At 72.0% G+C, this 23,273-nt stretch carries 19 protein-coding genes and 1 pseudogene; 9 read left to right on the top strand and 11 right to left on the bottom strand.

The annotated features are described in order from the left end of the window. The first annotated feature begins 23 nt into the window (after positions 1-23). Positions 24-1,748, top strand: coding sequence for an FAD-dependent monooxygenase (locus ACIBP6_RS36710; protein WP_397058504.1), 1,725 nt, complete (start codon positions 24-26; stop codon positions 1,746-1,748). Here ACIBP6_RS36710 and ACIBP6_RS36705 read toward each other — a convergent pair. Further along, positions 1,725-1,859 carry a hypothetical protein gene (locus ACIBP6_RS36705; RefSeq protein WP_397058502.1) on the bottom strand — a complete coding sequence of 45 codons (135 nt, stop codon included), beginning with the start codon at positions 1,857-1,859 and terminating at the stop codon, positions 1,725-1,727. The two genes, ACIBP6_RS36710 and ACIBP6_RS36705, sit on opposite strands and share 24 nt — an antisense overlap. Positions 1,860-2,535: 676 nt before the next feature. On the opposite strand from ACIBP6_RS36705, the gene ACIBP6_RS36700 reads away from it, so the two are divergent. Continuing rightward, positions 2,536-3,072 (top strand): GNAT family N-acetyltransferase, encoded by a 537-nt coding sequence (locus tag ACIBP6_RS36700; protein WP_397058500.1) that lies wholly within the window; start codon positions 2,536-2,538, stop codon positions 3,070-3,072. Positions 3,073-3,148: 76 nt separating this feature from the next. Here ACIBP6_RS36700 and ACIBP6_RS36695 read toward each other — a convergent pair whose 3' ends face one another. The 5 genes from ACIBP6_RS36695 to glgX all read right to left on the bottom strand — a co-directional run bounded on the left by ACIBP6_RS36695 (position 3,149) and on the right by glgX (position 11,262). Further along, positions 3,149-3,739, bottom strand: a complete 591-nt coding sequence (locus ACIBP6_RS36695) for a hypothetical protein (protein ID WP_397058498.1) — start codon at positions 3,737-3,739, stop codon at positions 3,149-3,151. A gap of 405 nt (positions 3,740-4,144) precedes the next feature. Beyond that, positions 4,145-5,113, bottom strand: a complete 969-nt coding sequence (locus ACIBP6_RS36690) for a hypothetical protein (RefSeq protein ID WP_397058496.1) — start codon at positions 5,111-5,113, stop codon at positions 4,145-4,147. 186 nt (positions 5,114-5,299) lie between these two features. Beyond that, a complete protein-coding gene (treZ, locus tag ACIBP6_RS36685; protein ID WP_397058494.1) occupies positions 5,300-7,057 on the bottom strand; it encodes a malto-oligosyltrehalose trehalohydrolase in 1,758 nt (585 codons plus the stop codon). Continuing rightward, positions 7,047-9,176 (bottom strand): malto-oligosyltrehalose synthase, encoded by a 2,130-nt coding sequence (gene treY, locus ACIBP6_RS36680; RefSeq protein ID WP_397058492.1) that lies wholly within the window; start codon positions 9,174-9,176, stop codon positions 7,047-7,049. The genes treZ and treY overlap by 11 nt, the downstream gene beginning before the upstream one ends. Beyond that, the gene (glgX, locus tag ACIBP6_RS36675; RefSeq protein ID WP_397058490.1) at positions 9,169-11,262 is read right to left on the bottom strand and encodes a glycogen debranching protein GlgX; all 2,094 of its coding nucleotides are present in this window, start codon (positions 11,260-11,262) and stop codon (positions 9,169-9,171) included. The genes treY and glgX overlap by 8 nt, the downstream gene beginning before the upstream one ends. A gap of 214 nt (positions 11,263-11,476) precedes the next feature. On the opposite strand from glgX, the gene mscL reads away from it, so the two are divergent. The 3 genes from mscL (at position 11,477) to pip (ending at position 13,523) form a co-directional block, all read left to right on the top strand. After that, positions 11,477-11,896 carry a large conductance mechanosensitive channel protein MscL gene (gene mscL, locus ACIBP6_RS36670; RefSeq protein ID WP_132622396.1) on the top strand — a complete coding sequence of 140 codons (420 nt, stop codon included), beginning with the start codon at positions 11,477-11,479 and terminating at the stop codon, positions 11,894-11,896. A gap of 74 nt (positions 11,897-11,970) precedes the next feature. Beyond that, entirely contained in the window at positions 11,971-12,555 is a 585-nt protein-coding gene (locus ACIBP6_RS36665; RefSeq protein WP_397058488.1) for a hypothetical protein, read from the top strand. Continuing rightward, the gene (pip, locus tag ACIBP6_RS36660) at positions 12,552-13,523 is read left to right on the top strand and encodes a prolyl aminopeptidase (RefSeq protein WP_397058486.1); all 972 of its coding nucleotides are present in this window, start codon (positions 12,552-12,554) and stop codon (positions 13,521-13,523) included. The genes ACIBP6_RS36665 and pip overlap by 4 nt, the downstream gene beginning before the upstream one ends. Here pip and ACIBP6_RS36655 read toward each other — a convergent pair. Together ACIBP6_RS36655 and ACIBP6_RS36650 are read right to left on the bottom strand one after the other, a co-directional pair. Beyond that, on the bottom strand, positions 13,477-14,025 hold the full coding sequence (locus tag ACIBP6_RS36655; RefSeq protein WP_397058484.1) for a phosphatase PAP2 family protein: 549 nt from the start codon (positions 14,023-14,025) through the stop codon (positions 13,477-13,479). The genes pip and ACIBP6_RS36655 overlap by 47 nt on opposite strands. A 108-nt stretch (positions 14,026-14,133) precedes the next feature. Next, positions 14,134-14,436, bottom strand: a complete 303-nt coding sequence (locus tag ACIBP6_RS36650) for a hypothetical protein (protein ID WP_397058482.1) — start codon at positions 14,434-14,436, stop codon at positions 14,134-14,136. Between the two features lie 79 nt (positions 14,437-14,515). Here ACIBP6_RS36650 and ACIBP6_RS36645 point away from each other — a divergent pair, with 79 nt between their 5' ends. Beyond that, on the top strand, positions 14,516-15,310 hold the full coding sequence (locus ACIBP6_RS36645; RefSeq protein ID WP_397058480.1) for a universal stress protein: 795 nt from the start codon (positions 14,516-14,518) through the stop codon (positions 15,308-15,310). Positions 15,311-15,707: 397 nt separating this feature from the next. Next, positions 15,708-17,015 (top strand): annotated as a pseudogene (locus tag ACIBP6_RS36640) (histidine kinase); the annotation flags it as partial. 381 nt (positions 17,016-17,396) lie between these two features. Here the strand turns inward: ACIBP6_RS36640 and ACIBP6_RS36635 are convergent. Then, complete coding sequence (locus tag ACIBP6_RS36635; RefSeq protein WP_397058478.1) at positions 17,397-18,005, bottom strand: DNA-binding response regulator; 609 nt, start codon at positions 18,003-18,005, stop codon at positions 17,397-17,399. A gap of 98 nt (positions 18,006-18,103) precedes the next feature. On the opposite strand from ACIBP6_RS36635, the gene ACIBP6_RS36630 reads away from it, so the two are divergent. Both ACIBP6_RS36630 and ACIBP6_RS36625 read left to right on the top strand, forming a co-directional pair. Beyond that, entirely contained in the window at positions 18,104-18,832 is a 729-nt protein-coding gene (locus ACIBP6_RS36630; RefSeq protein ID WP_397058476.1) for an ABC transporter ATP-binding protein, read from the top strand. Next, positions 18,823-21,180, top strand: coding sequence for an FtsX-like permease family protein (locus ACIBP6_RS36625; protein ID WP_397058474.1), 2,358 nt, complete (start codon positions 18,823-18,825; stop codon positions 21,178-21,180). The genes ACIBP6_RS36630 and ACIBP6_RS36625 overlap by 10 nt, the downstream gene beginning before the upstream one ends. Here the strand turns inward: ACIBP6_RS36625 and ACIBP6_RS36620 are convergent. Next, positions 21,169-22,287 (bottom strand): glycosyltransferase, encoded by a 1,119-nt coding sequence (locus ACIBP6_RS36620; RefSeq protein ID WP_132616876.1) that lies wholly within the window; start codon positions 22,285-22,287, stop codon positions 21,169-21,171. The two genes, ACIBP6_RS36625 and ACIBP6_RS36620, sit on opposite strands and share 12 nt — an antisense overlap. Next, positions 22,284-23,258, bottom strand: coding sequence for a glucosyl-3-phosphoglycerate synthase (locus tag ACIBP6_RS36615; protein ID WP_132616874.1), 975 nt, complete (start codon positions 23,256-23,258; stop codon positions 22,284-22,286). The genes ACIBP6_RS36620 and ACIBP6_RS36615 overlap by 4 nt, the downstream gene beginning before the upstream one ends. Positions 23,259-23,273: the final 15 nt, after the last annotated feature.

The following is a 23,273-nucleotide window of genomic DNA, read 5'->3' as shown; positions in this document are numbered from 1 at the left end:
TACGCGTTTCTCTGGAGGCGGTCATGGAGTACGAGCGAGTGCCGGTCCTGGTGGTCGGTGCGGGGTATGCGGGGCTGAGCGCGGCGACGTTGCTGGCCTGGCGTGGGATTCCGGTCATGCTGGTCGAACGGCATGCGAGCACGTCGGTCCAGCCGAAGGCGTTCGGCGTGGGGCCGCGGGCGATCGAGTTGCTGCGTCCCGTCCCGGGGCTGGAGGAGCGGCTCGCGAGCGTCTGGGCGGGCATCGGCGACAACATGCGCATCGCCATCGCCAAAAGCCTGGTTGACCCGGAGCCGCACATGATCATGAACGACGAGCAGGAGGAGCTCGCCTTCCTGGCGGACATCACGCCCGCCAGGCTGGTCGGCGCGCCGCAGGCCGAGATCGAGCGCATCCTGCGGCACAAGGCCGAGGAGCTCGGCGCCGACCTGCGGTTCTCCACCGAGCTGATCTCTCTCGACCAGGACGCCGACGGCGTCACGGCCCGCGTCCGCGGGCAGGACGGCGACCGGCTCGTGCGCGCTGAATACGTGGTGGCCGCCGACGGGTACCGCAGTCCGCTGCGGCAGATGCTGGACGTCCCGGTCTCGGGCAAGGGCGAGCTGGGCCGGATGTGCTCGATCATGTTCGACGCCGACCTGACCGGGCTGGTGCGGGAGCGCGAGGTGACCCTCTGGTACCTGCAGAACGACGCCTTCACGGGCGTCATCGTGACCGGCACCGGGGTCGGGTCACACGTGCTCGGCGTCAACCACGCCGAGGGCGAGGGCGACTTCACCGAGCGGCGCTGCGTCGAGCTGGTACGGATCGCGACCGGCCGGCCGGATCTGGACGTACGGGTGCTGGACACGGCGTCGTTCGCGATGGCACACGTGCTGGCGGACACGTACCGGGCCGGGCGGGTGTTCTTCGCCGGTGACGCCGCCCACACGATGCCGCCGACCGGCGGGCAGGGCGGCAGCACGGCGCTCCAGGACGGCTGCGACCTGGCCTGGCGGCTGTGGCTGGTGCTCACGGCGCAGGCCGGGCCGGCCTTTCTGGACACGTACGACGCCGAACGCCGCCCCATCGGCGCGGTGACCGCCGACATGCAGCTCGCCAACCTGGGCCGGCGCATGCCTCCGGCCGCCCGGATCGGTTATCCGGAGCCGCTCGACGACCCAGCGGGCGTGCTCATCGGCTACCGCTACCACTCCACAGCGATCATCGAAGGCCCCGGCGACGACGGCTCCGTCCTGGAGGATCCCCGCGTACCGGACGGCCGCCCCGGCAGCCGAGCCCCTCACGTCACGCTCGACCGTCACGGACGGCGCCTGTCCACGATCGACCTCTTCGGCCGCGATTTCGTCCTCCTCACCACCGCCCAGCCCTGGATAGACGCGGCACAGCTGGTCAAAACCCGCCTCGGCATACGCCTGACGCCGATCCTGGTGACCGACCCCTCGACAACGCAGCGAGAGCACACACCAGCTCACCCGCTGACGGACACGGAGACCCGCCACCTGACGGACGCGGGGAGCCACTCCCCCACGGACGCCCTCACAGACGCACAAGACGGCCACCTGACGGACGCGGGGAGCCACTCCCTCGCGGACGTGGAAGGCCGCTTCGCGGAGCAGTACGGCGTACGCGGGGGCGGCGCCGTACTGGTCCGCCCGGACGGCTACGTGGCCTGGCGCTCCCGGGATCTCGTCCCAGACCCCACCACCGCCCTGGACCAGGCCCTACGCCACATACTCAGCCGCTGACCCCACCCACGCGCCGCCGGCCTCCGCCACCACCACGATGCCGCCGGCCTCCGCCACCACCACGATGCCGCCGGCCTCCGCCACCACCTCGATGCCGTCTGCCGACCCCACCGGTGCCGCGCCCCGGCATCCGGCAGGGAAGCGGATCCTCGTCCGGCTCCCTACCGGAGCAGGCCGGCGCCGGGGCTTGGCCGCCGGTGGGAGCGGTGTCCGTCGCAGGCACATCATCCGTGCCGCAGGTCGGCAAGAGCGACAAGTTGTGCCGGTGACGACCACGACCACGACCACGACCAGCAAATCGTCCGGTCACGACCACGATCAACAAGTCGTCCGGTGACGGCCACAACCAGCACCGCTCGCCCTGGCCGTCGCCGAACCCAACGGCATCCAGACCGCCTTCGGGCCTCGCCGGACCCGACGCAGTCAGACACCGCAAAAGCTCACAGGAGCCGACAAGCGCAACCGCGGCCCGCCTTCGAACTGTCCTGACCCAGCAACGGCCTCCGGCCGGATCAGAACCCGCGCCGACCGGACCGGCGGTTCCCCTCACCTGCCGCCGACCTCGCCCGACCCGGGAGACGACGCGAGCTGGAACCCACACAGCACCGTGCGGCCCACCAGTGGTTCCCACCACCTGTCCCGCCTCGCCTCGGGGAAGAGACATCCGGCGGAGGCCGTCCGCCGTCGGTGCCGGCCGTGGCGCGGGCTGGGAGCTCACAACGCGATGAGCGTCGCCCGGAAGGAGTCGGTTTGCCGCCGACCGGTCCGATTGGATAGGAAGCCTTGCATGCTAAGAGGTAACAAGGTCGGGCTCAGGGCCCGGCACGAGGACGACATTCCGATCCTGCGGGCCGAGCTCTACGACGACGTGGTCAACTCCTCGCGGGCCGAAGGCAGCCCGTGGCGGCCGATCACACCCGGCTCGAACGATCCGCGGCTCGTGGTGGACGACAAGGAGCAAGGGAACGTCCGGTTCTCGGTCGTGGAGCTGGACGGCGGCACGCTGGTCGGCACCGCGACGCTGTGGGGCATCGACAACCACAACCGGTCCGCGCACATCGGGCTGGGACTGCTGCCGTCGGCCCGTGGCAAGGGCTACGGCACCGACGTGGTCGCGGTGTTGTGCCACTACGGTTTCGTCGTGCGCGGCCTGCAGCGACTGCAGATCGAGACGCTGTCGGACAACGTCGCGATGCTGCGCTCCGCCGAGCGCAACGGTTTCGTCCGCGAGGGCGTGCTGCGCCGCTCGGCCTGGGTCATGGGCGAGTTCCTGGACCAGGTGCTGCTCGGGCTCCTCGTCCAGGACTGGAAGCCGAACTCGTAGGGCCAGGCCGCCACCCCGACGGCGGGCCGCGGAACCGACACGGACGGGCCGGGACAGCTCATCGCGACAGGACCGGTCAGGGGCGGCGGCGGTTGTGGAGGAGGCGTTCGCGGCGGGTGCGGAGTTTGTCGTGAAGGTGTTCCAGTTTGCGGCAGCGTTCTTCCAAGCGGTCGACCAGTACGTCGACGGCGCCGGAAGTACGGGGGTCCGGTGCGGTCATGCCCAGTGCCGCGACCTGCTGGGAGAAGTCGGCCAGCGCGTCCCGGTCGGCTGCGCGCCGCAGGAGCGCGAGGCCGGATTCGCGGGCACGTACGCTGGCGGGCAGCTCGACGTCCAGCTCGGCCAGCAGCCGTCCGATCTCCAGCAGCTCGGAGCCGCGCGGATCGGCCGACTCGATCAGCCGGCGCTCCTCCCGGACGAGCAGCTCCTCGTAGAGCTCCTCCGCCGGGCCGAGCTCGGCGAGCTCCCGCTCCACGGTGTCGAGCGCCATCGTGTACGCCTGCAGCTTGGCCTCCTGGGCGGCCACGGCCTCCTGATCCCATACCGCGATCGCGTCGAGCCTGCGACGCGCCTCCCGAACTAAGCCGGCTATGGCCGTACAGCGCTTGGCCAGCTCGTCCCGGCGACGCGCCCGGCGACGGGCGATACGCAGATCTTCATCGATCATCTCAAACGGGATCACGTCACTTGGACGGGAGCACCCGCCGAAACGGTTCACAACAATCTTCACTTTTCTCACATAACCGGTCAGAACCGGCAAGCAGTCTTACCGCCTCGGCCCACGCAGCCCGTGACCACGCCCGAGCCACGCGACGATCAACGGGCCAGGATCCGCAGCCCGATGCGGAGGCGCCGGTCGCCGGGGCGGCGAGAGCCGCCCCGGCGACCGGGCCTTGCCACCGTCCGTTTGCCCGGCGGGTCGGACGGCCACGGCCGGGGTGGCCGATCCGTTGACCGTCGGCGGCAGTTCAGCTCATCCACCGGATGCCCGAGCGGCCGTTCAGCAAGGGCCGCCACGCCCGCCGGGTCTTCTCCGTCGTCTGCCGTCGCCATCGTCTGCTTGCTCGGTGAGTCAGGCGGCCAGGGCGCGAGTGGCGGAGTGGGCGAGGGTCAGTGAGGAGCGGGGGGCGAGGTGGGCGGTGCAGAGCCAGTCGTTCATCGAGCCGGGGAAGCCTGAGGGTGGACCGACCTTGAGGCAGGTGATCTCGCCCGTGCCCGGGGTGGGGCCTACCTTGAGGTGGCGGACGCCGGCGGCATGGCCCCGCTCGCCCGGCTCGGTGTCGTACGGGGTCAGGCGGACGCCGAAGGGCAGGTCGCCTTCGGGCCGGTCGGAGGAGCGGATGTGGAGGAAGTCGTCGATCACGCGGGTGGTGGCCTCCGGATGGGCGGCCAGGTAGCCGAGGTGGTCGGTGGCGAGGTGGGTGGCGACCCTACGCAGGAGGTCGGTGGCGCACAGGTGGTGCGCGCAGGCGGCGCCGTCGAGGGTGATCTCGGGGAGGGCGAAGCGGCACAGGCCGCGCGACGTGACGCGCAGGCAGTCGCACAACCCGGGGTCGGCCGGGCCCCAGGGCGGGCAGGTCGTGGCGTCGTGGACCTGGACGTCCCATGACACCCAGTCGTCGTCGAGGCGGAACGCCGGGGGCTCGGCCGCGCACCTGCCGCACGTGAGGACGGCTGCGCCGGTCAGCGGGTCGATGAGCAGGCCGTCGCACTCGCGGGCCAGGGCTCGGGCGGCGGCCCTGGCGACCTGCGCGGCGGCCGGCAGCCTGTGGGGCGGCGCGGTCGCGGAGACGACGACGTGTTGTCGGGTGCGGCGCAGGCGGCGTCTCTCGTCGCCGGTGAGCGTGGTGCCGGTCGGTTTCCACGGGGTTCGGTGGTGCGTCACGGTCAACGTGCCGTTGGTGATCGCGTCGATCGCCGCCCGTCTGTACGGGCCGCCGACGCGCCAGGGCACGTACGAGCCGGCCTCGAACGGCAGGTGCTCGACGGCGACGATGAACACCGACGTCATCGTGGCGGGCAACGGAAGGACGATCTTCATGGTGCCTCCGCACGGAAGGAAAGGGGAGGCCCTCAGCATGGGCTCGACGCCGGTCGGCACGAGCTGTCGAACGCGATTCTGTGGATGAGCGTTCCGTCCCACGACCGCCCTGTGGATAACGCCCCCGCCCTGGGCCTTCTCGCCGGGTGCACACGACCTTGTGTGCCTCTCGCGAAAGGGGCGGGGTCAGGCGGGGAAGGGCTGGGAGCCGGGCAGGGTGGCGGCGGTTCCGGATCGGGCGGGGCGGGTGATGGCGAGGGATTGGGCGGGGAGGCGCAGGCCGGCTCCGTCCGAGGTGACGGGGTCGTCCGAGGCGAGCAGGATCGTGCCCGCCGGCAGGGGGAGGGTCACGGATTCCAGGGAGAAGTTCACGGTCACCGCGATCGAGCCGCGCCACATCAGCAGCCACTTCCCGAGCGGGTCCAGCTCGACCCGCACCCGGTCCAGCCGCGGGTCCGACAGTTCGGGCAGCGCCTTGCGCAGTGCGATCAGGTCGCGGTACCAGCACAGCAGCGACCAGTGCGCCTCCTCCTTGACCTCGCTCCAGTCGAGCTTGGAGCGCAGGAACGACTCCTTGTCGGACGGGTTGGGCGCCTCCCAGACGTACCCGAAGCCGTCGAACTCGCGCTGCCGCCGCGCCCCCTCCGTGTCCCGAAGGTGCGGCTCCACGTGGTCGGAGAAGAACAGGAACGGCGAGCCCGCCCCCCACTCCTCCCCCATGAACAGCATCGGCGTGAACGGCGAGGTCAGCAGCAGCCCGGCGCCCAGTTTGAGCGCCGGCATCGGCAGCCGGTCGCCCGCCGGGCGGTTGCCGATCTGGTCGTGGTTCTGCAGGCAGGCCACCAGCCGGTGCCCTGGCACTCCCGCGAAGGGCGCGCCGTGCGTCCTGGAGCGGAAGCTCGAATAGCAGCCGTCGTGCACCACCCCGTGCGTCAGCACCTTGGCCAGCACCGGCAGCTGGGCGAAGTCGCGGTAGTAGCCGTGGCTCTCGCCGCTGACGGCGCAGTGCAGGGCGTGGTGGACGTCGTCGTTCCACTGCGCGGTCATGCCGAGGCCGCCGGCGTCGAGGGAGCGCACCATGCGCGGGTCGTTGAGGTCGGACTCGGCGATCAGCGACAGCGGCCGGCCGACGGAGCAGGCGAGGACGTCCACCTCCTCGGCCAGCTCGGCGAGCAGGTGCGTGGCCCGCCGGTCGTGCAGCGCGTGCACGGCGTCGAGCCGCAACCCGTCGATGTGGTAGTCGCGCAGCCACTGCAGCGCGTTGCCGAGGAAGTAGCGCCGCACCTCGTCGGAGTCGGGCCCGTCGAGGTTGACCGCCTCGCCCCAGAAACTCCCCTCGAACCCCGCGAAGTACGGCCCGAACGGCCGCAGGAAGTTCCCCGACGGCCCCAGGTGGTTGTAGACGACGTCGAGGATGACCCCGATCCCGGCCCGGTGGCAGGCGTCCACGAAGGACTTGAGCCCGTCGGGCCCGCCGTACGTCTCGTTGACGGCGTACAGGTCGACGCCGTCGTAGCCCCAGTTGCGCCCGCCCGGCACCGGCGCGACCGGCATGACCTCCACGAAGTCGACGGAGAGCTCCACCAGGTGGGGCAGTTTCTCGATGGCCGCGGCGAACGTCCCCTCGGTGGTGAACGTCCCGATGTGCAGCTCGTAGATGACCGCGCCGCGCAGGTCGCGGCCCTTCCAGTCGTGGTCGGACCAGGTGAAGCGGGCGTGGTCGTAGACGGCGCTCGGCCCGAACACCCCCTCGGGCTGCCGGCGCGAGCGCGGGTCCGGGTACGGCCCGTCGCCGTCGACCACGAAGGCGTACCGGGTGCCGTGTCCGGCGTCCTCCACCTCCGCCGTCCACCAGCCGCCTTCCCCGGGGGACATCGCCCGCCGTCCGCCGAGGACGTCGATTTCCACCGCCGTGGCCTTGGGGGCCCAGACCTCAAAGATCATGTCTCTCCAGCAGTGCGACCGGATATTGACCGAGCAGATGCGCGAGGGGGGTGCGCCCGGAGACGAGCGCGCCGGTCAGCAGGTCGCGCCAGGCGCCCGGGGGAAGGGGCAGCGTGGTGGCCCCCCAGCCGGTGGCGGCCAGGCGTACCGGCAGGCGGGTGGCGACGGCCACCGCCTGCGGCCGCTCGCCGCGGGCGAAGGCGATCACGTGCTCCGAGCGCTCGCCCTCCGCCTGCAGCGGCGTGTACGGGGCCGCGCCCCCGATCCGCCGGCGCAGCCGCAGCGCCTGCGTGGTGACCAGCAGCTTGGCGGAGTCCCAGGCGGTCTCCGGCTTGCGCGGGTAGCTCACCGGCCGCCGGTTGTCCGGGTCGACCAGCGAGAAGTCGGTGGTCTCGTTGCCCTGGTACACGTCGGGCACCCCGGGCATCATGAGCTGCACGAGCTTGGCCCCGAGCGAGTTGGACATCGCGTACGGCTCGATCCGCTCGGTGAACCCGCCGATCGGCAGCCGCACGGCCGCCTCGGCGAAGGCGCGCAGCCGCCGCTCGTAGCCGGGGTCGGGGTTCACCCACGAGATGGCGGTCTTGGCCTCGCGGGCGGCCTTGAGCAGGAAGTCGGTGAGGCGTTCCGCCGAGATCGGCCAGGCGGCCATGAGGTTCTGCCAGGCCAGGTAGTCGAGGTGGGGGTCGAAGCCGACCTGCGCCGACCATTCGGCCACTGCCGCCGCCCACTCCCCGGGCATCTCCGACAACACCGACAGCCGCGCCCGCACGTCCTCCGACCGCTTGGTGTCGTGGGTGGAGAGCGTGGTCATCGTGTACGGGGACATCTCCGCGCAGAAGTCGTGGAACTCCTCCACCGACACCCCGAACGCGTCCGGCTCCCCGCCCACCTCGTTGAGGCAGGCCAGCGGGAACCACCGGTAGAGCGCGGTGTCCTCCACGCCCTTGGCCATGACGGGCCCGCACGCCTGCTGGAAGCGCACGATCGACTCCGGGGAGCCGTACAGGACCTGGCGGACGAGCGGCTGGACGGCGGGAGAGCAGGACTCGGCGGCCATCTCGACGATCTCCACCGACTCGGGGGGCGGCGGCTCCCCCGGCACGACGTACGCGCGGTAGACCGGCATCGCGGCGAGCAGCTCGCGCACGGCGGCCGGGTCGCAGGCGGTGGCGCGGGCCAGCCGGTCGACCTCGGCGCCGAAGAACAGGTCGAGCACGTCGCGCTTGGACTGCGCCATCACAGGGCGATATTCGGCAGGCTGCCCCGTCATGTCCGTAAAAATTTGGATTAGTGGATCCTTGCCGGACGGGTCGACGAACAGGCCGTTCACCCGGTTGAGCACCTCGTAACCGGTCGTCCCGTCGCACGCCCAGTCGCCCGGCAACCGCTCGGGCCCGATGAGGATCTTCTCCACCACCGTCCACCGCTCGCCCGCCCGCGTCCGCAGCCGCTCCAGGTAGCCGCGCGGATCGGCCAGCCCGTCAGGATGGTCGACGCGCACCCCGTCGACCAGCCCCTCGTCGAGCAGCCAGAAGATCACCTCGTGCGTGGCGAAGAGGACCGACGGGTCCTCCACGCGCAGCCCGATCAGCGACGAGACGTCGAAGAAGCGCCGGTAGCCGGGCCCCTCGCGCCAGTCGACCAGCCGGTAATGGCCCGGGTGGGGAAAGGCGTGCTCGTGGTAGCGCAGCACGTCGCCGTCGACCACGGGCTCGACGTCGTCGCCCAGCACGGGCAGCGCGACCTTCCCGTCGACCCACTCGATGTCGAACCAGTGCGCGTACGGCGAGGCCGGCCCCTCCTTGAGCACCGACCAGAACTGGGCGTTGACCGTGTTCATGTGGTTGGGCACGATGTCCACCACGATGCCCAGGTCGTGGGCGGCGAGCTGCTGCGCCATCTCCCTGAAGCCGTTCGCGCCGCCGAACTCCTCGCGGATCCTGGAGTGGTCGGTGACGTCGTAGCCGTGGCGCGACTCGGGCACGGCCTGCAGCACCGGCGACAGGTAGACGTGGCTCACGCCGAGGTCGCGCAGGTAGCCGGCGATCGCCGCCACCTCCGCGAAGCCGAAGTCGGGGGTGAGCTGCACCCGGTAGGTCGAGGCCGGTCTAGACACGGCGCAACACCCGTACGCTGCGGCCGGGCACGTCGGTGCCCTCGCCCGCCCGCACCATCCGGGCGTCGAGCCGGATCGGCATGGCCGTGTCGATCTCGGTGTGCCACATCTCGCCGTAGTCCTTCGGGATCGTGAACTTGATCGTGTCGTGGTGGGCGTTGAACAGCAGCAGGAACGAGTCGTCCCTGATCGGCCGGCCGCGCCGGTCGGGCTCGGTGATCGCTTCACCGTTGAGGAAGACGGCCAGCGACTTGGCGTAGCCGACGTTCCAGTCGCTGTCGGTCATCTCCTCCCCTGACGGGGTGAGCCAGGCGATGTCGCTCAGCCCGCGTACGGGCTTGCCGTAGAAGAACCTCCTGCGCCGGAAGACGGGGTGCTTCTTGCGCAGCTGGGACAGGCTCTGGGTGAACTCCAGCAGCAGCCAGTTCTCCCGTATGTCGGACCAGTCGACCCAGGTCAGCTCGTTGTCCTGGCAGTAGCCGTTGTTGTTGCCCTTCTGCGTACGGCCCAGCTCGTCGCCGTGGGAGAGCATCGGCACGCCCTGCGAGAGGAACAGCGTGGTGAGGAAGTTGCGCTTCTGCTGCTCGCGCAGCGACTCGACGGCGATGCCCGCCGGGCCCTCTTCGCCGCAGTTCCACGACCGGTTGTCGTCGGTGCCGTCGCGGTTGCCCTCCTTGTTGGCCTCGTTGTGCTTGGTGTCGTACGAGACCAGGTCCTGCAGGGTGAAGCCGTCGTGGCAGGTCACGAAGTTGATCGAGGCGGCGGGGCGGCGGCTGTCGTCCTTGTACAGGTCGCTCGACCCGGTGAACCGCGAGCCGAACTCCGGCAGCGTCGCCGGCTGGCCGCGCCACAGGTCGCGGATGGTGTCGCGGTAGCGGCCGTTCCACTCCGTCCACCGCGACGGGAAGTTGCCCACCTGGTATCCGCCGGGGCCGACGTCCCACGGCTCGGCGATGAGCTTGACCTGCGACAGCACCGGGTCCTGCTGCACCAGGTCGAAGAACGCGCTCAGCCGGTCGACCTCGTGCAGCTCGCGCGCCAGCGTCGAGGCGAGGTCGAAGCGGAACCCGTCGACGTGCATCTCGATGACCCAGTAGCGCAGCGAGTCCATGATCATCTGAAGGACGTGCGGCGAGCGCATGAGCAGGCTGTTGCCGGTGCCGGTGGTGTCGACGTAGTAGCGCCGGTCGTTCTCGACCAGCCGGTAGTAGTTGCTGTTGTCGATGCCGCGGAAGCCGAGCGTCGGCCCCAGGTGGTTGCCCTCGGCGGTGTGGTTGTAGACGACGTCGAGGATGACCTCGATGCCAGCCTCGTGCAGCGAGCGCACCATCGCCTTGAACTCCAGCACCTGCCCGCCACGCTGCCCCTGGCTGGAGTAGCGGTTGTGCGGCGCGAAGAAGCCGATCGAGTTGTAGCCCCAGTAGTTGGACAGCCCGCGCTGCTCCAGGATGTGGTCGGTGACGAACTGGTGCACCGGCATGAGCTCCAGCGCCGTCACGCCCAGCTTGGTGAGGTGGTCGAGGATCTCGGGATGGCCGAGGGCCGCGTACGTGCCGCGCAGGTGACGGGGGATCTTGGGGTGGCTGATCGTCAGCCCCCGCACGTGGGCCTCGTAGATCACGGTGTCGTGGTACGGCGTCGCGGGCGGCCGGTCGTGCCCCCAGCCGAAGAACGGGTTGATGACGATCGAACGCTGCACGTACGGGGCCGAGTCGAGGTCGTTCCTGGTGTCGGGCTGGCCGAAGCGGTAGCCGTACACCGCCTCGTTCCAGCGCACGTCGCCCTCGATGGCCATGGCGTACGGGTCGAGGAGCAGTTTGTTGGGGTTGCAGCGCAGGCCGCGCTCGGGGTCGTACGGCCCGTGCACGCGGTAGCCGTAACGCTGGCCGGGGCCGATGCCCGGCAGGTAGCCGTGCCAGATGAACCCGTCGACCTCGGTGAGCGGCACCCGCCGCTCGACGTTCCGCTCGTCGAACAGGCACAGCTCGACCTTGTCGGCGACCTCGGTGTAGAGCGAGAAGTTGGTGCCGGCGCCGTCGTAGGTCGCCCCGAGCGGATAGGGGTCTCCCGGCCAGATCTCGATCATCGAGGCTCCCTTGCGGTCTCTCCCCATGTTCTGTTCCCCTGCTCTGCCCGACAACCCCGGCCCCCGGCCGATCACCATGGTTCTTTTCCACACTCCGCGTCCGATTACTCCCCGTGAGTGAGCCGCCCCCGACGGCGCGGTATCGGAGACGGCTCACTCACCAGCATGCACCCGTCCTGTTTGCCGCCGCCGTTCTCGGCTACTTGGCGGTGGCATGGGCGGTTTCAAACAATTCTTACTTCGAGGCAACGTCGTCGAGCTGGCGGTCGCGGTGATCGTCGGCGCCACGTTCAGCGGTCTGGTGCAGGCGTTCGTCACCGACCTGATCACACCGCTGATCGGCGCGATCACCGGAGGCCGGCAGCCGGACTTCGCGTCGTACTCGTTCACCGTCAACGGCAGCCGCTTCCGGTACGGCGACTTCCTCAACCACCTGCTGAGCTTCCTGATCATCTCGGGCATCGTGTACTGGCTGGTCGTGGCGCCGATGGCGCGGCTCGTCGGCCTGCTCGAACGCCACAAGGAGGCCACCACCAAGCAGTGCCCCGAATGCCTGTCGGAGATCCCGGCCGAGGCGCGGCGGTGCGCGAACTGCACGGCCCGCCTGGTCCCCGACTCGGAGAAGCCGAGCTAGCGGTTTGCGGACGCCTGCCCCTGTCCGGGCCTCCGTTTGGCATGGGATGAGGGCGAGTCCGACAAGATGGACCGATGAGCGTTGAGTTGATGGTCTGGGACGAGCCGGTGCCGATCGACCGGGACCGGGCCCGTGCCACGTACCTCGCGGTCAAGCGGACCGAGCCCGGCGGCGGTGACGTGCCCGACGTCGCCAAGGAACTGCCCGGGCAGGTCACGCTCTACCCGGGGCACGTGCTGGTGACGATGGACCTCGACACGATGGACGAGATGTCCGCGCGGGTCTTCGCAGTCGCCCGCGCCCACGGCATGGTCTGCTACGACCCGCAGCGCGACCTCGTGCACAACGTGGCGCCGCTGGGGGTCTACGAGGGCATGCAGCTGCACACGGGAGACGGCATGATCGTCCACGACCCCGACCTCGGGCTGGTGCACGACGTGCTGGCCACGCTCTCGCCGCAGAACCCGTTCGTCGCGCTGGTGAGCTTCGGCCGGCATTTCCTGCAGGTCTCGCCGGGCTACGAGCTGGAGTACAAGGAGGGCACGCTCATCCGCGCGATGGTGCCCGAGCTGGCCGAGGTGCAGCAGGCCTTCCACGAGTACGCGACCGGCGGGCGGGGGTTCCTCGATCGGCACACCTGGCAGGATCAGGCCGTATGAGAACCCTGTATCCCCCGATCGAACCGTACGACTCCGGGTTGCTCGACGTCGGCGACGGCAACCAGGTCTACTGGGAGGTCTGCGGCAATCCGCACGGCAAGCCGGCCGTCATGCTGCACGGCGGCCCCGGCGGCGGGTGCGACCCCAAGCACCGGCGCCAGTGGAACCCCGAGCGCTACCGCATCGTCCTGTTCGACCAGCGCAACTGCGGCCGGAGCCGCCCGCACGCCTCCGACCCGGCCACCGACCTGAGCGCCAACACCACCTGGCACCTGGTGGCCGACATCGAACGGCTGCGCGAACACCTCGGCATCGAGCGCTGGCAGGTGTTCGGCGGGTCATGGGGCAGCACGCTGGCGCTCGCGTACGCCGAGACCCATCCAGGCCGGGTGACCGAGCTGGTGCTGCGCGGCATCTTCACCCTGCGCCCGCAGGAGTTGCGCTGGTTCTACCAGGAGGGCGCGAGTCACCTCTTCCCGGACCTGTGGGAGCGCTACGTCGCGCCGATCCCGCCGGAGGAGCGCGACGACCTGATCGCGGCCTTCCACCGGCGCCTGGAGGGCCCCGACGACGAGGCCAGGCTCGCGGCGGCGCGGGCGTGGGCGCAGTGGGAGGGCGCGACCGTCTCGCTGCTGCCCGATCCCGGGCGGGTGGCGGAGTTCGGCGAGGAGGACAAGGCCGTCGCCTTCGCCAGGATCGAGAACCACTACTTCACGCACGGCGGCTGGTTCGAGCCCGGCCAGCTGATCAAGGACGCCGGGAAGATCCGGCACATCCCGGCGGTGATCGTGCAGGGCCGCTACGACGCCTGCACGCCCATGGCCACCGCGTGGGACCTGCACAAGGCCTGGCCGGAGGCGGAGTTCCACGTGGTCGACGACGCCGGGCACGCCTACTCCGAGCCCGGCATCCTCGACCGGCTCATCGCGGCGACAGACGCGTTCGCGCCAGACGTACCGCAGGGGTGACGGCGCCCACCAGCAGCAGCGTGAACAGCGGCGCGAGCCCCACGCCGAGCAGGAACCCCGCGACCACGTCGTGCGGATAGTGCACGCCGATGAACACCCGCGAGAACGCGACGAGGGCGGCCAGCGGGAACACCAGCCAGGCCAGGCCGCGCCAGGCCAGCACGAGCGTGGCGGCGGCGCCCGCGGCGATCACCGTATGGTTGCTGGGGAACGACCAGTCGGCCGAGGGCGGGCAGGCGGCGATCGTCGCCACCCCGCCCCGGCACGGCCGCTCCTCCCTGACGAACACCTTGACGACCTCGCTCACGAGGTACGCCAGCGTGATGCCGACCGGGCCCGCCACCACCAGCGCCAGGTCCCGCGCCGGGCCGCGCCACGCCCGCAGCGCGGCCACCGCGAACAACGCCGCGAACAGGAAGAGCCCGCCGTCCGTGCCGACCTCGGCGAGCGTGTGCAGCCACTCGGGCGTGCCGACGGCGAAACCGACGATGTCCTGATACACACGTGTCCAATCCCTTAATGATCAATGGACACGACCTTACGGACATCGCCGGTCAGACGCCTCGACCGAAAGAGGGAAATTCTCGGCCCGAAAGGCCGGAGACGTGGGTCAGGTGAGGAGCTGGCGCGCCAGCGCGGCGTGCTTCGTCTCCAGCTCGGCCCGGGTGATGAGGCCCCGGTCGAACGCCTCTGTGGTGGCGTCGCGCTCGGCCACGTAGTAGGCCGCCATGATCTCGCTGCGGAGCGGCGTGAACCCGCGCTCCACGCAGTCGGAGAAGAGGCTGACCTTCCGCTCGACCGTGTCGGCGGCCACGGTGCAGGCGAGGTCGTGCTTACGGAGCTGCTCGACCGCTTCGAGCAGCGTGATCGGGCCGAGGGACCCGACGAATTTGGTCTCTAGGGTGATCTTCACTTTCTTTACTCCTCCAAAGGTTTCCAACGTTCGGATCAAGGTCGCGTATTCCCTGGTCGGAGCGGGTAAGAGGGCTTTCGTGATCGGGGGGCACGTGATCGTCGGGTATGCGGACGACCGGGGTGGGCGCGACGCGCTCGCCCTCGGCGCGTCGATCACCCGGCTCACCGGCGGCGAGCTGACCGTCGCGACGATCTACCCGCCCGGCAGTCCCGGGCTGGCGGTCGAGGCGCAGGCCAACCTGGCGCACGCGGCCGAGGAGCTGGGGCCCACGCCGGCCGGCTACCTCACGTTCGAGAGCCGCGGCACCGGGCGCGGGCTGTCGGTGCTGGCCAGCAGGATCAGGGCCGACCTCATCGTGGTGGGCTCGGCGTCCGGCGGGCAGCACGGCCGCATCGCGATCGGCGCCACCTCCGACCACCTGCTGCACCGCTCGTCGGAGGCCGTCATGATCGCCCCCGCCGACTACGAGCCGCCCGAGGAGCACGACCGGCTCACGCTCGCGTACGTGCACCGGCCGCAGTGCGACGAGGCCGTCGAACGGGTCGCCCAGGCGGCGCTGCGCTTCGGCGTGCCGCTCCGGCTCATCACGCTCGACCTGCGCACGGAAGACCCCGACCGGCTGCGCGACGACCTCGCGCTGGCCGTACGGCTGGCGTGGGAGACGACCGGCATCGAGGCCGAGTCGGACGTCGCGGAGGGCCACGACGTGGCCGCCGCCATGCAGAACGTGGAGTGGCTGCCCGGCGAGCTCCTGGTCTGCGCCGCCAGCGAGGACGCCGAGCCCCACCGCGTCTTCCTCGGCGAGCTGGCGATGAAGATGCTCCGAGCCTCCGACCGCCCGGTCGCCGTCCTCCCCCGAGGCTTCTCCTAGCCCGCTCGGTCTCCCGGTGGCCGTCGCTCGCCGGGATGCTCCTAGGCTGCCGGATGTGGTTGTGGCGCGGGTGATCGTGGTGGCGGTGCTGGCCGCCCTGTGCGGCGTGTACGTCCTGGCGGGGGCGACGGGGGCGCTGCTCGTGTTCGCCGTGCAGTGTCTGTACACGCTCTGGTCGCGGAGGTGGTGGCTGCTCGCGGCGCAGGCGCTGCTGGTCGTCTGGGTGAGCGTGGGGGCCGGGGCGTCGGTGGTGATCCTCGGCTTCCTGGCCGGGTCGCTGCTGGTCACCCGGTTGTGGGCGGTCGTCCCCGGTGTGGTGCTGGGGGCGGCGGTGATCGCGTACGCGCGGAGCGGCGACGTGCTCGTCACGCTCGACCTGACGATCACCACGGTGCTGATGACGCTGATCGTGCCGGGGCTCATCCGGCTGGTCGAGCGGGTGGACGAGCTGCACGCCACCCGCCTGGCGCTGGCCGCCGCGGCCGTGGGCGAGGAGCGGCTGCGCATCGCCGCCGAGATCGGTGACGGCCTGGGCCGCGGCCTGCAGACGATCGTCGACGGCGTGCGACGCGCCCTGACCGAGCCCGCGGACGCCGCGGTGGGGCTCGCGGCGGTGGTGGAGGCGGCGCGGGGGGCCTTGGGCGCGGCGCGGGCGGCCGCGGCGGGGTATCGGGCGATGTCGTTGACCCCGGAGCTGACCACGGCCCGTGGCCTGCTGACGGCCGCCGGGGTGGAGGTCGAGGTGCGGTCGGGGCACACCGAGCCGCTCGGGCCCGCGGGCGCGCTGCTCGCCACCGTGTTGCGCGAGGCCGTCACCGACGTCGTACGCCGCGGCGCCGCCCGTACGTGCCTGGTGGAGACCTCGGAGGAGGGCGGCGAGGTACGCCTGCGGGTGACCGACGACGGCCGCCGTACCGCCGAGGACGACGCCCTGGCCGGGCTCGTCCCGCAGGTGCGGGCGGCGGGCGGGCGGCTGTCGGGCGGCCTGTCTGAGCAGGGGCGGCACACGGTCGAGGCCGCGTTGCCCGCGCCGCAGCGCGGGCCGGCGGAGCGCGAGCCCGCCGACGTGTCGGTGCTGCTGCTGGCCGCCGTGCTGATCGGCTTCAGCCTCAAGGCGCTGCTGCAGGTGCCGGCGGCGCTGCTCGCCCCCGCCGTCGTGATCCTGGCCGTGATCGTGATCATGCAGCTCAGGTCGGTCAACGGCCGTCACATGGCCGCGCTGGCCGTGATGGCCGTGCTGGCCTTCGCACCGGTCCCGGTGTTCGGCCCGATCTGGCTGGGCGTGACCGGGTTCCTGGCGGGCCCGGTGCTACTGGCGTTCCGGCCCCGTACGGCCTGGCCGCTGGTCGCCGCGATCGTGGCGGCCACGGGCGCGAGCGCCGCGCTGTACGGGCTGCCGCCGGCCCAGTGGGCGAACGTCACGGTGAGCACGCTGGTCACCGGCCTGGTGGTCTACAGCCTGCTGCGCCTGGCCCAGATCGCCGACGAGCTGCGCGCCGCCAGGGAGCACCTCGCCCGCTCGGCCGTGGTCGAGGAACGCCTGCGCGCCGCCAGGGACCTGCACGACCTGCTCGGCCACAGCCTGGCCGCGATCCTCCTCAAGTGCGAGCTGGCCCGCCGCCTGCCGCCGGAGCGGTCGCGGGCCGAGCTGGCCGAGGTGTTGGAGATGGCCGAGCGTGCCCGGCACGACCTGCGTTCGGTCTCGGGCGAGCAGCGCGACCTGTCACTCACGGCGGAGGCGGAGTCGGCGGCGTCCGTCCTGCGGACGGCCCGCGTGGAGGTCACCGCCGACCTGGCACACCCGCCGCTCCCTGCCGACGTCGAGACCGTGCTCAGCGCCGTGCTGCGCGAGGCGGTGACGAACGTCCTGCGCCACAGCGCCGCCCGCCGCTGCGAGATCGCGACGTCCGCCGACGGCGGGCGGGTGCGGCTGCTGGTCGGCAACGACGGCGCGCGCCACGCCGGGCCGCGCCGCGGCTCGTCGGGGCTGGGCAACCTGACCACCCGCCTGGCCGCCCTGGACGGCCGGCTGACGACCGGCGTCGAGGACGGCTGGTTCACGCTCGACGCCACGGCGCCGTACGGGCTAGATCCAGCCCGACTCGGTGGCGATGCGGACGGCGTCGGTGCGGTTGCGGGCGTTGAGCTTGGCGACGATGGTCGTCAGGTAGTTGCGCACGGTGCCGGCCGTCAGATGCAGCCGGGCGGCGATGTCGGGGGCGTCCGCGCCTCCGGCGACCAGCCGTAGCACGTCGGCCTCGCGCGGGGTGAGCGGGTTGTCGGCCAGGTTCCAGGCCGTGACGGCGAGGGACGGGTCGAGTACCCGCTCGCCGCGCACGACCGTGCGGATAGCGGCCACCAGCTCTTCGGGCGGCGCGGTCTTCAGCATGAACCCGCCCACCTGGGCCGCCAGCGCCCGCTTCAGGTGCGCCGGCTTGCCGTGCCCGGTGAGCATGAGCGTCCGGCACGAGGGGACGCGCTCCCCGATCCGGGCGGCGGCGTCGAGGCCGTCCAGCTCCCCCGGCATGTCGATGTCGAGCACGGCGACGTCGGGCCGTTCCACGGTGGCGGAGGCGACGGCGGCGGCGCCGGAGTCGACGGCGGCCACGACCTCCAGGTCGGGCTCCAGGCCGAGCAGCGCCGCCAGGGCGCCCCGGATGACGGCCTGATCCTCGGCCAGAAGTACGCGAATCACGCAGACATGTCTATCAGTGTCCGAATCATGACGACGTCATGAGTGACGGGTGACCGCCTCTCTGGGCCGCGTACGCGCTGGTCGGCAGGCTTTACCGCATGGATGTCGTGCGGTTGGACGCGGTGAGCAAGGTGTACGGGAAGGGCCAGGGCGCGGTCGCCGCCCTGCGCGAGGTGTCGGTGGGAATCCCGCGCGGGTCCTTCACCGCCGTGATGGGGCCCTCCGGGTCGGGCAAGAGCACGTTCCTGCACTGCGCGGCGGGGCTGGACGTGCCGTCGTCCGGCTCGGTGCGCCTGGGCGGCACGGAGTTGTCCGGCATGGGCGAGGACGAGCTCACCGAACTGCGCAGGAAGCGGGTCGGCTTCGTGTTCCAGGCGTTCAACCTGGTGCCCGCGCTCGACGTGGTGGAGAACGTCACCCTCCCCCTCCGCCTGGCCGGAGCGCGGGTGGACCGCGGCCGGCTGGAGGAGATCCTGCGCAGGGTCGGGCTGGAGGGCCGCGCCGGGCACCGTCCCGCGCAGCTGTCGGGCGGCCAGCAGCAGCGGGTCGCCATCGCCAGGGCGCTCGTGACCCGCCCCGAGGTGGTCTTCGGCGACGAGCCGACCGGCGCCCTCGACACGATGACCGCCCGCGACGTGCTGCGCCTGCTGCGCGAGGTCGTCCAGAGCATGGGCCAGAGCGTGGTCATGGTGACGCACGACCCGCTGGCCGCCGCGTACGCCGACACGGTGTTGTTCCTGGCCGACGGCCGCATCGTGGACGCGATGACCGGCCCGACGCCCGAGAAGGTCGCCGAGCGGATGACCAGGCTGGGGGCGTGGACGTGATCGGCTTCGCGCTGAAGACGCTGCGCCACCGCAAGGGCGCGTTCGCCGGGGCGTTCGTGGCGCTGTCGTGCGCCGCCGCGCTGGTGTGCGCCTGCCTGATGCTCCTGGAGACCGGCCTGCGCGGCACGGTCGCGCCCGAACGGTACGCCGGCGCGCCCGCGATCGTGGCCGCCGACCAGTACGTCCGCGAGACCGTCGACAAGGGCGACGGCGAGACGAAGACCAAGGCCAAGCCGTTGTCGGAGCGCGCCTGGCTGCCCGCGGAGGTCGCCACGCGCCTGGAGCGCATGCCCGGGGTCACGAAGGTGGTGACCGAGGTGACGTTCCCGTTCGGGTCGTACACCGGGCACGGGTGGGAGTCGGCGGCGCTCACCCCGTTCACCCTCGCGGAGGGACGCCCGCCGCGGGGGCGCGGCGAGGTGGTCGTCGACGCCCGAGCCGGGCTCGACGTGGGAGCGGACCTGCGCGGCTACCGCGTCGTGGGCGTCACCGCGCAGGCGCTGCCCAGCCAGGACACCGTGTTCTTCGCCACCGCCGAGGCCCGCCGGCTGGCCGGCCGGCCCGGCATGGTCAGCGCCGCGGGCGTCTTCCCCGGCCTCGCCCGGGCTCCCGAGGGCGCGGTGCTCCACACCGGCGACGAACGCGGCAGGCTGGAGTTCCTGGACGCCGAGCAGGCCCGGGTGAAGCTGATCAGCTTGGGCGGCGCGCTCGCCGGCACCTCGCTGCTGGTCGGCATCCTCGTCGTCGTCGGCACGTTCGCGTTGTCGATCGGGCAGCGTCAGCGCGAGCTGGCACTGCTGCGCGCCGTGGCGGCCACGCCGCGGCAAATCCGCCGGCTCGTCGGCGGCGAGGCGCTGCTGGTGGGCGCGCTGGCCGGGGTGCCGGGCGCGGCGGCGGGCATCGGGCTGGGGCTGGCGCTGCACGCGGTGTTCACGGCGCTCGGCGCGACCCCGGCGAACCTGGGCGCGGTGGTGAGCCCGTTCCCGCCGCTGGCGGCGCTGCTCGCCACGGTCGGCGCGGCGTGGGTCGCGGCCCGCGTCTCGGCCCGCCGCCTGGCCAGGATCCGCCCCGTCGAGGCACTCGGCGAGGCCGCGCTCGGCGCCGCGCGGGTGCCGTGGTGGCGCCTGGTCGCCGGGGCCGTGCTGCTGGCGGGCGGCACGGTGCTCACGCTGGTCCTGTCGGGCCTGGACACCGAGGCCGCGGCCACGCCGGTGACCATGCTGACGGCACTCGTCTGGACGATCGCCGTGGCCGTGCTCGCGCCGCTGCTGGCGAGGGTGGCGCGGCTGGTCCCGCTGCGGGCCGCCGGGGCAAGCGGTTTCCTGGCCGGGCGCAATGTCCGCGCCGTGCCCGCCGCGCCGGCCTCGGTGCTGTCGCCGGTGAGCCTGATGGTGGCGATGACCTGCACGATCCTGTTCAGCCAGACCACGATGGGGCACGCGGCGCAGGAGCAGGCCGACGCGGGCACCCGCGCCGGTTACGTCCTGACGGGCGCGCGGGCCGAGCAGGTCGGGCGGGTGCCGGGGGTGGCGGCGGCCACGCCCGTGCTGCGCACGTCGATCCGGGTCGGCCTGGACAAGTACGCCGCCCAGGCCGTCGCCTACGACCCGCGCACGCTGGACCTGGGCGTGGCCGGCGGCTCGATGGACGGCTTCGGCGCGGGCTCGGTCGCGCTCAGCCGCACCGCGGCCGGCCACCTCGGACTCGGGCCGGGCGACCGGGTGCGGCTCACGCTCGGCGACGGCACCCCCGCCGCGCTCACCGTGGCCGCCGTCTACACCCGCGGTCTCGGCTTCGGCGACGTCACGCTCCCGTACGAGCTGGTCGCCGGCCACGTGGACGACTCCTCCGGCACTCTTCTGGTCTCGGCGCCCACCCTGACCAGGGACGCCCTGGCGCGGGCGGTGCCCGGCGCGGTCGTGCTGGAGCGGGCCCGGGCCATGGCGGTGGCCGCGGCGAACCCGCAGGTCACGTTCGTGGCGCTCGGGCTGGTCATCGCGTTCACCGCGATCGCCGTGGTCAACACGCTGGCCATGGCCACCTCGGGGCGGGCGCGCGAGCTGGCCGTGCTGCGGCTGGCGGGGGCCACCCGGCGGCAGGTCAGGCGCATGCTCGCCCTGGAGACGCTCTGCGCCGTGCTGACCGGCGCCGTCGCCGGCACTGCCGTGGCGTTCGTGACGCTGGCGGCCTTCGGCGCGGGCATGACGGGCTCGGCCACGCCGTACGTGCCGCCGGTGGCGTACGGGCTGGTGGTCGCGGCGGCGGCGGTCCTGGCTCTGGCCGCCACCGCCGTCCCGGCCCGGCAGGCCATGCGCACCCGCCCGGCCGAGGCCGTCTCACCGGCCTGACGCGACCTGCTCGTACAGCTCCAGGTAGCGGTCGGCCATCACCGACGGGGAGAAGCGGCGGCGGGCCTCCCTGCGGCACTCCTCCGGGTCGATCTCGTCCACCCGCAGCACCCACTCCGCCAGCTCCTCCTCGCTGTCGGCCAGGAAGCCGGTGCGGCCGTGGTCGATCAGTTCCGGCAGGCAGCCGCGGCGCAGGCCCACCGGCGGCACCCCGAGCGCCAGGGCCTCCACCACGGCGGTGCCGCCGGGCTCGTCCCACTGGATGGGGAAGAGCGCGGCGCGGGAGGAGGCGTACAGGCGGTCGCGTTCCTCGCCGCCGACCGCGCCCACCCACCTGACCAGGTCGCCGTCGAGATAGGGAGAGACCTGGTCGAGGTGGTAGCGCACGTCGGGGTGGCTGTGCAGGGGGTGGTAGGGGTTCTGGGCCACCACGTCCAGCTCGGCCGGGGTGTTGCGGCCGCTCACCGGGCCCGCGAGCACCAGCGGCTGGCCCAGCTTCTGACAGATCCTGGCGGCCACGTGCTGGCCCTTGAGCCCGCAGATGCGTCCCATCACCACCATGTGCTCCCCCCGCTCGGCCCGCAGGTCGCGGTCGGCGAGCGGGGTGGCCAGGTGGACGGCGCCGAGCGCGGCCTCCCGCAACGAGCCGGGGGCGCGGGCGAGCTGCGACTCCGAGACGCCGTTGACCGCGATCGCCGGGGGGAACGCCCCGTAGAAGGCCGGATGTTTGCGCAGGTCCCAGTGGAGGGTGTGCAGGACGGGCGGCCCGGCCAGCGCCGACAGCACCGCCGGGCCGACCACTTCCACGTGGTCGTGGACGAGGTCGATGTCGTCGCGCGAGCGCAGCTCGGCGATCACCCGTGCCTGGTGCGCGTGTGTGATGCCCATGACCTGGTTGTACGGTTTCTGCAGCTCGGTGAACTGTCCGTCGTCGAAGACGCCGATGAGCTCGTCCACCTCGAGGGAGCTGGCGCCGACCGAGGCCAGCACCACGTGGACGCCGCGTTCGCGCAGGGCGGGCACCAGGGTGGCCACCACGTTCTCGATCCCGCCGTAGCCGGCGGGTGGGACCGCGAGCCAGGGGCCCGCGTTCACCAGGACTTTCATGCCACATCCTCCTCCAGTACGAGGGAGGCGAGCGGTGGTCGCTCGGCCACGGCCACGTCGACAAGGTCGGCCTGTCCGTCCAGCCCGAACTGCAGCAGCGTGTGCGCCGGACGTTCCGACGCCACCACGCGGCCCTGGCGTTCCAGGCGGGACCAGGCGGTGAGCATGATCTGCCCGGCCATCCGGCCGAGCGCGGACATCGACTGATGCGTGTGCGTACGGCGTCCCAGGTCCACCTGGGCCATCGCGTCCAGCCCGACGAGCTGGAGCAGGTCGACGAGGAGGCCGAACTCCACGCCGTACTCGGTGACGAAGGGGACCCGTTCGAGCACCTTCCGGCGGGCGGCGTACTCGCCGCCGAGCGGCTGGGCGAAGCCGGCCAGCTCCGGCCAGAACAGGTTGATCAGCGGCCGGGCCACCAGCTCGGTCACGCGGCCGCCGCCACCCGGTTGGACGACGCCGTCCGCGCCGGTGTACGGCCGTTCGTAGGTGGCCTTGACGAAGTGGGTGCCGGGATCCACCAGCAGCGGCCCCACCAGGCCCGACACGTAGTGGGCGCCGAAGCTGCGCAGGTCGGCGTCCACGAAGACGACGATGTCCCCATGTGAGGCGGCCAGCCCCTTCCACAGCGCCTCACCCTTCCCGCTCAGCGGCGCCAGGTGGGAGAGCACCTGGTTCTGCGCCACCACCCGGGCGCCCGCCTGTCTCGCGCGTTCGGCGGTCGCGTCGGTGGAGTTGGAGTCGACGACGAGGATCTCGTCCACGAGTGGCATGCGTTCGACCAGGTCACGGCGGATCACGTTGACGATGTCACCCACGGTTTCCTGTTCGTCGCGGGCGGGCAGCACCACGCTCACGGTGGTGTCGCCCTTGGCCATGATTAACGCGTCGAGCGGCCATTCGGCCGCGGTGCTCGAGTGCGGGCCGTACCATTCCTGAACCCTGGTGATGGCTCGCAGATCAGATTCCATGCAGTCAGCCCCGAT

This window comes from Nonomuraea terrae, assembly GCF_044465245.1.
GTDB lineage: Bacteria > Actinomycetota > Actinomycetes > Streptosporangiales > Streptosporangiaceae > Nonomuraea > Nonomuraea terrae.
Note: the sequence above shows the minus strand (reverse complement) of the source record. Positions and strands in the feature narration are given on the sequence as shown.

What these genes read in the sequence shown, in the direction of transcription:
- ACIBP6_RS36710 (WP_397058504.1), top strand. Translation starts at nt 24, where the DNA reads ATGGAGTACGAGCGAGTGCCGGTCCTGGTGGTCGGTGCGGGGTATGCG.
- ACIBP6_RS36700 (WP_397058500.1), top strand. Translation starts at nt 2,536, where the DNA reads ATGCTAAGAGGTAACAAGGTCGGGCTCAGGGCCCGGCACGAGGACGAC.
- ACIBP6_RS36695 (WP_397058498.1), bottom strand. Translation starts at nt 3,739, where the DNA reads ATGATCGATGAAGATCTGCGTATCGCCCGTCGCCGGGCGCGTCGCCGG.
- ACIBP6_RS36690 (WP_397058496.1), bottom strand. Translation starts at nt 5,113, where the DNA reads ATGAAGATCGTCCTTCCGTTGCCCGCCACGATGACGTCGGTGTTCATC.
- treZ (WP_397058494.1), bottom strand. Translation starts at nt 7,057, where the DNA reads ATGATCTTTGAGGTCTGGGCCCCCAAGGCCACGGCGGTGGAAATCGAC.
- glgX (WP_397058490.1), bottom strand. Translation starts at nt 11,262, where the DNA reads ATGATCGAGATCTGGCCGGGAGACCCCTATCCGCTCGGGGCGACCTAC.
- mscL (WP_132622396.1), top strand. Translation starts at nt 11,477, where the DNA reads ATGGGCGGTTTCAAACAATTCTTACTTCGAGGCAACGTCGTCGAGCTG.
- ACIBP6_RS36665 (WP_397058488.1), top strand. Translation starts at nt 11,971, where the DNA reads ATGAGCGTTGAGTTGATGGTCTGGGACGAGCCGGTGCCGATCGACCGG.
- pip (WP_397058486.1), top strand. Translation starts at nt 12,552, where the DNA reads ATGAGAACCCTGTATCCCCCGATCGAACCGTACGACTCCGGGTTGCTC.
- ACIBP6_RS36630 (WP_397058476.1), top strand. Translation starts at nt 18,104, where the DNA reads ATGGATGTCGTGCGGTTGGACGCGGTGAGCAAGGTGTACGGGAAGGGC.
- ACIBP6_RS36620 (WP_132616876.1), bottom strand. Translation starts at nt 22,287, where the DNA reads ATGAAAGTCCTGGTGAACGCGGGCCCCTGGCTCGCGGTCCCACCCGCC.
- ACIBP6_RS36615 (WP_132616874.1), bottom strand. Translation starts at nt 23,258, where the DNA reads ATGGAATCTGATCTGCGAGCCATCACCAGGGTTCAGGAATGGTACGGC.